6 protein-coding genes are annotated in these 10,289 nt (G+C 59.4%); all 6 read right to left on the bottom strand.

Annotated features, from left to right (window positions below; genetic code table 11):
- Positions 1-237: 237 nt before the first annotated feature.
- Positions 238-981, bottom strand: coding sequence for a hypothetical protein (locus tag AC1DES_RS11130; RefSeq protein ID WP_476895754.1), 744 nt, complete (start codon positions 979-981; stop codon positions 238-240).
- A 41-nt stretch (positions 982-1,022) separates the two neighbouring features.
- On the bottom strand, positions 1,023-4,448 hold the full coding sequence (locus tag AC1DES_RS11125) for a DEAD/DEAH box helicase family protein (protein ID WP_476895753.1): 3,426 nt from the start codon (positions 4,446-4,448) through the stop codon (positions 1,023-1,025).
- Between the two features lie 120 nt (positions 4,449-4,568).
- On the bottom strand, positions 4,569-5,504 hold the full coding sequence (locus AC1DES_RS11120; protein WP_476895752.1) for a restriction endonuclease: 936 nt from the start codon (positions 5,502-5,504) through the stop codon (positions 4,569-4,571).
- Entirely contained in the window at positions 5,501-6,712 is a 1,212-nt protein-coding gene (locus AC1DES_RS11115) for a restriction endonuclease subunit S (RefSeq protein WP_476895751.1), read from the bottom strand. The genes AC1DES_RS11120 and AC1DES_RS11115 overlap by 4 nt, the downstream gene beginning before the upstream one ends.
- Entirely contained in the window at positions 6,705-8,198 is a 1,494-nt protein-coding gene (locus AC1DES_RS11110; RefSeq protein WP_476895750.1) for a type I restriction-modification system subunit M, read from the bottom strand. Before AC1DES_RS11110 ends, AC1DES_RS11115 begins: the two co-directional genes overlap by 8 nt.
- A 233-nt stretch (positions 8,199-8,431) precedes the next feature.
- Entirely contained in the window at positions 8,432-10,135 is a 1,704-nt protein-coding gene (locus AC1DES_RS11105; protein WP_476895749.1) for an AIPR family protein, read from the bottom strand.
- Positions 10,136-10,289 lie beyond the last annotated feature (154 nt).

The raw sequence follows: 10,289 nt of genomic DNA, 5'->3' as shown, positions 1-10,289 counted from the left end.
AAAAACACGGGTAGACTTCTGCATCGAAAGGGTGCTCCTTCGCAAGGCAAATAACGGTCTCGACAACCACTATTTTCCCAGCTCAGAGCACCCTTTCCCTGCTTAAACACGCACGCCAAACGCTGCGCCATGAAAACCCCGGGCTAGGCCGTCCCGCGGATAGATATTGTTGCCGCTGTGGGAATAGCAAGTTCGCAGGTCATCGAATCGGCAGTCTCGTCTGGCGCCTGACTCCGGCTACGCGTGCCACGCAATAGACGAACTTATGGATTTCGCGAGGCGCTGGACAGAGGCGTCGACAGACGGGTCCGTCGTCCAGAAGCCCGCAGCCTGACTGGCAATCACGGCCGATAGTTCCGCCCAGGTGATCCAGCAGAACACTTCGGGAATCCGTTCAACCATCCGATCCATCATTAGGTGCTCGTTCTTGGCGCGAAGTAGAACGGACTCAAGTTCCGACGAGATGGCCCGTTCGACGCTCATTCGCCCACGGCCTCGAACCAGAACAGGTGGTCGTGCACCCAGCAACAGGATCAAAGGAGTGCGAGTTCCGGCATGCGCCATCGTTGCCACATATTCCCTTGCCAGCTGCTCGGGCTGGAATGAACTCGCTCGAACACGCTTGGCCTCAACGAGGGCAAAAGAGCTCGGAGACGTTATGAGGGCGTCTGGCTGCACCACGAGCTGGTCATTTCCTGGCCGGTTCGGGGCGAGCGTCATATCCCCGGGCAGGAATCGAAGTTCGGCCTCTTCGATCTCATTGATCAGGACATTCCTAGCGTGGTCGGCACCCTTGGCGGCACGAATTGCGGCACCGAGGAAGCGGTCCCGGGGAAGGAAGTCCAGTGCCATCATGACTTCTGCGCTCAGTACGTTCTCGCGTCCCCGGCCACCCTGACGGTAACTTGTGGCGTGCTCCCACGACACTTCCTCAAGCAGCTTTCCAACCATGGACATGGCAAGACTCGGTATAACCTCCACAGACACTTCCTTCTCTGCACCGGACTTAACCAAGGCGACAGCTACCCCACCATCGCCGAAACGCGAACCCGGTTCAGCGCCTCAGCCAGAAGATCCACATCCGCCTCCGGGAACAAGCTCTCCGGCCCCGCAGGCGCAGCGTCGCTGTAGGGAGATTCATACAGCGCGCCGACGTCCACGACGCCGTTCTCGGTGAGTTGCTGGACAATCATGTCAACGAAGTGCAGCTGGTTGGCGTTGAGAGTCTTGTCTCCCACGAACCCAGACAAGGAATCCAACGCCGCTTGTCGATCCATGCCCACCAGGGATCTGACGAACAGCCCAAGACCCTCGGCCTGCTCAGTGGCTGCTTCAAGTTCCTCGGGTGAACCCGCGCCGCTCTCAATCAGCATGCGCTGGAGTTCAGCAAGGTCGGTCTCGGTCAGTGGCAGCCCGCGGCGGAGGCGATGGATAGCCATGTGGTCCAGGAAGCCCTGGAGGTACATCCGGGCCTTCTCGCGGTACCGGGCCAGATCTACCGATCCGGTCACGGTCCCTTTCAGCTCACCTTCCACGATCTCGCCGAGGGTGTCTTCGAAGTTCATGTAGACCACCTTGCGGCGCTTCTTCTCGATCAGGTGCACCAGCCCCCGGAGCCGCACCCGGATCAGCTCAAGCCACTGCGGCGAGACCTGGCCCCATTCCTCGCCTTCCAGAATCGACTGGATCAGGAGCATCTGGGCCGCGATGGCGGGGATGTTCGGCTGGTCCTGCAGGGCGGAAGCAATCTCGACAATCTTCTTGCGGTACGGCTCGACGGCCGCGGCAGAGGTCAGCGAAGCCAGCTGTGCCTGGTACATCAGCAGGTCGAAGCGTTTGGCTTCCTCAGTATCGGCGGCGGAAGCCAGTGTCGCCAAGGGTGCCAGCTTGGTCTGCAGGTCCGTCAGGTCCTGCGTGCCAAGTGCGGCCCACGAGTGGGCATTGGCGAACTTCTCTACCCACTGCAGTTGCGGGCGGACCAGGAAGTTCTCCCGGGGCAACCCCGCTACCTGGCCCACAAGGCCGGACTGGAGCGCCGGCACGAAGTCGCCGTCGAGCCCGGCTGTGCGGGCTTCGGCCAGCAGCTGTGTCCGAACGGCGAAGCTGCGCTGCGCCAACGACTGTCCCAGGGATCCTTCGGAACCGGGCAGCTCGGCGTTGAAGTATTCAATATTCTGACAGACGTCGAAGATGAAGAAGTCATGCTTGTCCTGACCAGGTCCGTACAGTTCCGGCCTGAGTCGGGTTCCCCGGCCCACCATCTGCCAGAACTTCGTCTTCGAGCGCACCACCTTGAAGAAGAGCAGGTTGACCACTTCGGGCACGTCAATGCCAGTGTCCAGCATGTCTACTGACACGGCAATGTGTGGACTGTCCTCGGTGCGGGCGAAGGCGTCGATCAGGGTGGAGACGTAGTTGACGCTGTGCGTGATGATCTTCGCGAAGGTGCCCCCGTACTGGGGGTAGTTGACGTTGAACCGTTCGGCGATGAATTCGGCATGCTTTTGATTCTTGGCGAAGATGATCGTCTTCCCGAGCCGGTCTCCCCCGGCGACCTTGTGCCCGCGTGTCATCAGCACCTCGAGTGCCTTGTCCACGGTGTTGGAGTTGAACAGCCAGGTGTTCAGGATGGCCGGATCCACTGCGTCTGGTATCTCCCCGTCTTCATCCCATTCAGCGGAGTCCCACTCCTCCTTTTCCTGCTCCGAGAGTTCCTCGTAGCGGATCCCTTCGACGGGGAACTTCAGCGGAATTGATATGGTCCGGGGCGGCACGAGGTAACCGTCGGAGATGGCCTGCGTCAGCTCGTAGGCAAACGTGGGGACGTGGTCCTCGATGTCGAACAAGGAGTAAGTGTTGCGGTCCACTTCGGACTGTGGGGTGGCGGTCAGACCCAACAGATACGCATCAAAGTAGTCAAAGATGGCCCGGTACTTCTGATACACGGAACGGTGGGCCTCATCGATGATGATCAAGTCATAGTGGCCGATCCCGAACCGCTGCTTCAGGACCGTGCCGTCGTCGGTCCGCTCGTTGATCAGGTTCATCATCGTCGGATAGGTGGCAATGTGAATGCGGCTGTCCGCCTCCACATCCCGGCCCAGGACCACCGGGGACGAACCGGGGAGATTGGTCTTGAAGGCGCGGGCCGCCTGGTCGACCAGGGCTACGCGGTCGGCCAGGAACAGCACCCGTTTGACCCAGTTTGCCTGCATCAGCAGACTGGAGAGCGCGACGACGGTACGCGTCTTGCCGGAGCCTGTCGCCATCACCAGCAGCGCCTTGCGTTCCTTATCCGTTTCCAGGGCATCGGTGACGGCCCTGATGGCGGCCTGCTGGTAGCTGCGGCCGGCGATCTCCGTATCGATGGGCGCCGCGGCCAGCGTTTTACGGGTGGTGCGGCGGTCGACCATGAGCTGGAGCTGGTCCCGGGTGTGGAAGCCCTGAACGGGACGGGGTGGATACCCTGAGGCGTCGTCCCAGATCCAGTGCTCGTAGCCGTTGCTGTAGTAAATAACCGGGCGCTGGCCCGTCTCCGTCTCCAGCGCGTCGGCGTAGAGCTTGGCCTGCTGCTGCCCCTCGTACGGTGACTTGGATGACCGTTTGGCTTCGACGACGGCGAGTGGCTTGCCGTCGGATCCCCACAGGACGTAGTCCACGAACCCGGTTCCGGTAGCGGGGCCGGCGTGGGTGGGCATGTGGTGGACTTCGAATTCCCGGTCCTCGGCCTTATCCAGCGCCCATCCTGCTTCGCCCAAGTATAGGTCGATGTAGACCCTGGTTTCTGCCTCGGAGTAGTCGTGGCTGTCCGGGAGCTTCTTGTTTTCTTCTTTCGCCCGGCCTATCTCCGCTCGCAGGGCCGCCAGCTGGGACTGCAGTTGCTCGTTGTCCTGCTTCTGCGCGGCCAGGGCAGCATCCTTGGTAGCCAGTTCTTCGGCGAGTTTCGCCGTCTGGTCGGCCGAGCGGGGTTTATCGGCAGGCGCCTGAACCCCCGGTTTCGGCGGCGGGCTAAGGCACTCACCGTTGAACGCGATCGTCGAGGCCGGGCGGTTGGCAGGATCCCGGGTGTAGCGGAGCGCCAGCCAGATGCAGACGTGGAAAAGTTCCCGAACAGTCTGCTCGGAATGCTGGACGGTAATGGCAGCATTGGTGTGGATAGCGCTGTTCGCCACTCTGCGGATGAGGTGGAACTTGCTCACGATCGTCTCGCCCGCGAGGCGCTTGAACGTCGGTTCCGACATCAGGGCGTTGAGATCGCTCTTGTAAGGCACCGTCAGCGAGTCGTCGGCGTCGTACAGCCAGGCCAGCAGCGCTTCGACGGACCGCCGCGCGTAGAGCAGCGAAGACCGAGGGTCTTTCCGCGCATACAGCTCGGCTAGCCGCGCTTCTTTCGCAATAACCGGCCACTCCGCCTGCAGTACAGCGAAGTTGCTCCTAACATCCCCCAATGCCACTCCTCAGTCGATATTCTCCTCTAGAGCCTAAATGGTGGTGACCGGCATGTGGCCGGGCGACACCGGTTTCAACTCAAACCAGCGGAAATGCGATTGGTTCCATAGGCCGCGCGGTTACTCGAAGAAGTCCTCGTCGAGCTCGACAATGTCGTAGCTCTGCTTCACCTGGACTCCGACCCGGTACTTGATCATCAGCCCCACAAGCCGGGCACCGTCGATCAGGATGACCCGCGACGGAACCGCCTTCACGTAATCCCGTGCGCCGGACGTGAAAGCGCTGGTGGTGATGAAAACCCCGCGCGAGGCGCCGACACCGTGCAGTGCGCCGACGAAGGCCTGAATAGCTTCACGGCCCACAGTATTGCCATCGGCGTAACGTTTGGCCTGCACGTAGATGCGGTCCAGGCCCAGCGCGTCCTGGTCGATTACGCCGTCGACGCCGCCGTCATTGCTGCCGCCGATCCGTCTTCCCCGCTCTTCGGCCCCGCCGTACCCCATCCTGAGGAGCAGATCAACAACCGCTTGCTCGAAGAAGTCGGGATGGCTCTCACGAAGGCGGGTGAGGAGTGCATCGCCGACGTCCGAGTGGATGCGGTTGATCCCAGATTCGATCTGCTCGATCGGGTCAACGTCCTCCACCAGAGTCTCGTCGACTGCGGACATTACGGGTTTCGTACCATCTGATTGCGGCCAGAACGGAGCGAAGATCGTCCGAGCCGAGGAGAAGTCGCTGATCCCATCAGGGTGCTTCGAGAACCATTCCCGACCGGCCGCGGTGATGCGGTAGTTTGCCCGGACCGGCCGCTCGATCCATCCTGCCTTGAGGAGGTTGCTGATAGCCCATCCAAGCCTCTGCTCGCATCGAAGGCCGCCGGTGTTCAGCGTCTCCGCACGCGCGGCCTCGGACAGCCGAGCAGAGTCAATGGCGCGGCTCACAATGTCTCGGCGGTGCAGCGTTTCGCCTGCGGACAGGACCCGGAGCACATGGGCCACAAAGAGAGGCCAAATCGGCACTTCGGACTCAGTAATGGGGGAAGCAGTTTCGCTCATCTCAGATTCCCGTCAAATGCCCGGTGTTGGAGGGACGCGAACAATGCGTCTAATTCAGCGAGCTGTGTACGCCCAGCGTCCTGGAGGCGTACCGCGGCTTCGACCTGGCTACCGAAGGCCACTTGAAGCCCCAATGGCGGCATCCCAACTTGAATACCCAATAGTTTGGGTTTGGAAATATTCTTCATTGAGCCGCTGGATCCTGACGCCAGGGCGGAGACCTTGGACCGAAATGCCTTGTGCTGGAAAAGTGTCTCAACGAACCGAGGATCTGTGGGGAACGCCGGATCGAACTCCAAACGCCAGATCTTGTCCGGTAGCGCGTATTTTTCGGGGGCCTCACGGATCAACACCGTTGCTCCCACGAGCTCTGAAGTGTTAGCTCGGCTAAACAACACATCACCGTTGCGCAAGAGGTGACGATCCGGAGGGACATAGCCTGCTGGCAAGGGTTTAGTCTCGACGGGATTGAACCGGAGAGACGTTATGGCGCTGATTTTCAGAACGCGGTACCCCCCATCTTCATCGACGGATCCGACGACGTTCTTTCCTCCAGTGGCATCGGATACGAAGTCGGAAACGGGGTGTGAATCCCAGCCTCGCTCGTTGCGCACGGGATCGCCGAACATTGCATGGAAGATGGAACGCTTCAGGTTGTCAAGGCTGGCGATCGCTCGGCTGCGTTGTGCACGAAGCTCGTCGGCTTTGTCTAGCATGACCGCGATCCTCTTCTGCTCATCGAGGAGAGGGAGATTGAGCTTCGCCTTCTTGACATAGTCAGCTGGGACTCGCCTCTGTCCGCCACTACCAGTCATCCGCATTTCGCCTTGCGAACGAAATCTGGGAGACCGGAGGAAGTGCAGGAGGAATCTGCCGTCAGCTTGTTCCGGATCGGGCCGGACCACATGAAACTCAGTGGACCCGAATCCAACCCGATGCTTCAGTCGGGCCTGGCCGATCTTCCCGTTCTCGAAGCACGGAGTAATCTTCGCGACTAGCAAGTCACCATTTTCAAAAGCCGTATATCCCTTGGCCACTTCGCTGTATGGTCTCGACTCATGTGCTTCGGTGACAGCTCGGTCAGCCGACAAATCAGCCATTCCAACAAAAGTTACTGCAGTTGACGCGTCAATGGCCCCGGAAAAGCGTGGATTCACATCCGCGACTTCCTCCAACTCGACGGTGCGGGTCATTACGTGCTCAACCACCGATGAGATCTTTCAGTTCAGACATTCCCAAAGTGATTTCCCGCTCAAGCTGTTCCAAATTGGCGAAGATGGCTGCTGGTGGCTGGTGGTCCACCTCTTCGTGGACAACTTCTCTGTACCTGTTCGGCGAAAGATCATAACCATTTTCGGCGATTTCCGACTTGGGGACCAAGAAGGACTGGTCGGTCCGCCCCCGCCCCTCTGTGGTTCGCCGCTGCCACCGATACAGGACATCATCCAGGTCCGAAGTTCCCGACGGCATACGCTTGTCGTCCAGGCTGAAGCCGTCAGACTTCACGTCGTAAAACCAGACGTTGTCCGTGCCGCCAGAGTTGGTCTTGGCGAAAAACAGAATTGCGGTGGAAACCCCGGAATAGGGTTTGAAGACACCCGATGGGAGCTTGACTACACCGTGGAGGTGGTGGTCTTCAACGAGCATCCTGCGCACTTCCACATGTGCCTTGGACAGTCCGGTCAACACCCCGTCGGGCACAATCACCGCGGCTCGGCCGCCGGGCTTGAGCAGCCTCAGGAACAAGGCCAGGAAGAGAAGTTCAGTCTTTTTCGTCTTGACCAGGGACAGCAAGTCCTTGGCGACGTTTTCGTAGTCCAGACTGCCGGCGAAGGGCGGGTTGGCGAGGATGACGTCGTATTTTTCCTCCTTGGAACTGTGCAGATCAGCCAGCGAGTCCCGGTAGGTGATGTCGGGGTTTTCGACGCCGTGGAGGAGCATGTTCATGGAGCCGATGCGCAGCATGGTGCTGTCGAAATCGTAGCCGTGGAACTGGCTGTGATGAAAGAACTGGCTCTGGTCCGGATTGGTGAGCAGGTTCGGGTTCTGCTGCCGGAGGTATTCGCCGGCCTGGACGAGGAATCCTGCGGTGCCGGCGGCGGGGTCACAGATGGCTTCCATCGGCTCGGGCGCTGTCATCCTCACCATCAGGTCGATGATGTGGCGGGGCGTGCGGAACTGGCCGTTGGTGCCGGCGGATGCGATCTTGCCAAGCATGTATTCGTAGAGGTCGCCCTTGGTGTCCCGCTCATCCATGGGGATCTCGTCGATGATGTCGACGACTTTTTCGAGCAGCCCGGCGTTGGGGATGGTGAATCGGGCGTCCTTCATGTGCTGGGCGTATGAGGATTCCTCGCCGTTGGCCAGCTGGACCAGCCCGGTGCGCAGGAACGGGAAGATGTGCTCAGCGAAGACCGTGTACATTTCGTCGCGGGAGAAATTCTTGAACTTGCTCCAGCGGAAATCCTGGTACGAGCGACCCTTTTCATCCAGGCCGACCGGGAAGACCGGGTTTTCGACCGGCTTGCCGGTGCGGTTGAACTTGTTCTCCGCCCGGGTTTGGTTCTCATCCAAGCGCTTCAGGAAGAGCAGATAGGTGATCTGTTCGATCACCTCCAGAGGGTTGGAGATGCCACCGGTCCAGAACGCGTTCCAGACCTTGTCTACCTGAGATTTGATTTCGCCTGTTATCACCGTTCGAGTTTAGTCGGCCCGTGGCCAAGCGCGAGGCAACCAAGACAGAAGCAAATTTGAGCGATCCTTGTCGTCCCTGCGGCGCACACAGCCAGACTTGCGCGGCGCTTGGCGGCGCCACTCCTCCTCCGTCGGACTTCGACCCGTAATGGCCACAATAAATTCGTGCCAGCTAAGGCATTAGCGCTTCATGCGGCCGAAGCACTACGTGTCCCGTCATCAGGCGCCCCAGGCTAGTTCTTGGGTGTGGCGAGCTTGGACATCGCCAAAGACCTAATTCGTCGCACCTTCGTCGAGTTCTTGAAGAGACTCGCAAGATAGCCGTCGTATTCCGCTTCGGCCACTTCAACCATTGCTTGATAGCAGGCTCCGGTGAGTGCGTCCAACGTCGAAGCATCAGGTGACCAAGTCGATGAGGAGTCGTCCAGAGATGAGCGCTCTAGCCGAGAAAAAACAAGATGTGCAATGACTCGGTTGCCGTGGATTGCATATCCTTTAGCGCGGCTGTCGGTCCAAGCCCTCTTAGGGCTACCGAGATATTCATCCACGTGGCGGAGAACCTGAACACGACGCCAGATCGAAGTTGAAGTAGTCTCGGCATTGAAAAGGGCCTTGTAGGGGGCCTTGGACGTGTCGGCGTACAACCTGGAAATCTCCCGTTTCGCCTGTGTTGCCAGGTCCACGTCGGACGCAGAGCAGGCTAGAGCCACCACCGCTTCGTCAAATGTGCAACCGTCCGTCGGATTCGGGTCTGATTCGCCGCTCCGAACGGCATACACGAGACGTTCAACAGCGAATTCGTTGCGCAGCCGTTCCTGTTCTGGATCCAGGCCGACGAAGTCGCGACCACCGATCCTGTTCTGTGTGTTGGTGGCTCGCGTGACCCGTGTGCCGAAATTGTCGGATGCGTCGTCCAGGGAGATGAATCGAACAGTTACGCGCACTGACTCCAGTGCTTGTGCCGATGCCGTGTTCCCCAGTTGAGCGAGAGCGCCAACTGTTTGGGCACCGTTGACAACCGATGCTCCCTTGATGGTGAACGTCCCCACGCGACGATCGGTGCCGCCCGCGACGTGCTTCTCAAAAGATTTGCAGAGCACGGTGATGCCGTTATTTAGATACCAGAACTCGTCCGGTGTCTTGACTGCAGTTTCCTTAATCCCCTTGTTAACCTCGGAATCGCCGAGGAAGACGCGGACATTCTTGGCCAAGAGTTGCTCTCCGTTGTCGTTCAACCACGCAGCAACATCGGATCCCTGTGTATGGCCATAAATCGCCTTTGGCGGTCCATCCAAGCTGCCCCAATCGGACAAAGTCACCGTCAGATCGATGTCGTGAGCTTGGCGCTCATCGATCAGCAGTTGATGGATGAGCGTCTGATCGAGGTAGCTGAAACTAAAAGAGTCACCGACGGAGTCGTTCTGGTCCGCTACGAAGTCGGTCATCGTCCGGGCTACCACGTCAGCCAACTCGCCAGAGCCCATGTGGGCAAAGACGATCTCGATCTTAACTTCGGGATTGAGAAGTAGAAGGGTTTCCAACTCTGCGGCGCGACTCTTGACCTTTGGACCAAATTTGTCCCACCGCATGGTTACCAGATCATTGATGCCTTCGCGGAACTTGATCATCTCTGCGAGCTCAGCGCTTCCCCTGCTGTTCTCGGACCACTTCGACTGGACAACGATTAGCCGATCGGCGTCGGGCAGGATTGCCAGCCCATCTATTCCGTTATCTCCCGATTCATCGACGACGCTCGCTGCCGCATCCTGAAAAGACAGGTCGGAACGCTTGTGAACGACGAACGCCGTGAGCGCCCGGGTCAGCGACATCGCCGAACTCTGTTGCGGACCGTGGGCGCTGAGGTCGGAAAGGTCGAGATGGGGAACGATGCTGTCTTCCAGCCTGCGTTTCACCTGTTGAATTTGCAGCGTCCCCATGTCTTTGCCTTCCAGGCTCTTCGTTGCACGCTTGTTTCAGATTTGCAGCCACCGACGAGTGACTAATTAAACGGCCGCCGCACGTGTCTGCGTACGGCGGCCGTTCTAGGTTCTTATCTGCAGGTCGGGCTTGGTCCTTCTAACGCCAGCTCGG

The sequence above is a fragment of the Arthrobacter sp. 05T442 genome (genome assembly GCF_056395945.1).
Note: the sequence above shows the minus strand (reverse complement) of the source record. Positions and strands in the feature narration are given on the sequence as shown.

Excerpts from the sequence above, each read along its gene's own strand:
- AC1DES_RS11120 (WP_476895752.1), bottom strand. The coding sequence starts at position 5,504 with ATGAGCGAAACTGCTTCCCCCATTACTGAGTCCGAAGTGCCGATTTGG.
- AC1DES_RS11105 (WP_476895749.1), bottom strand. The coding sequence starts at position 10,135 with ATGGGGACGCTGCAAATTCAACAGGTGAAACGCAGGCTGGAAGACAGC.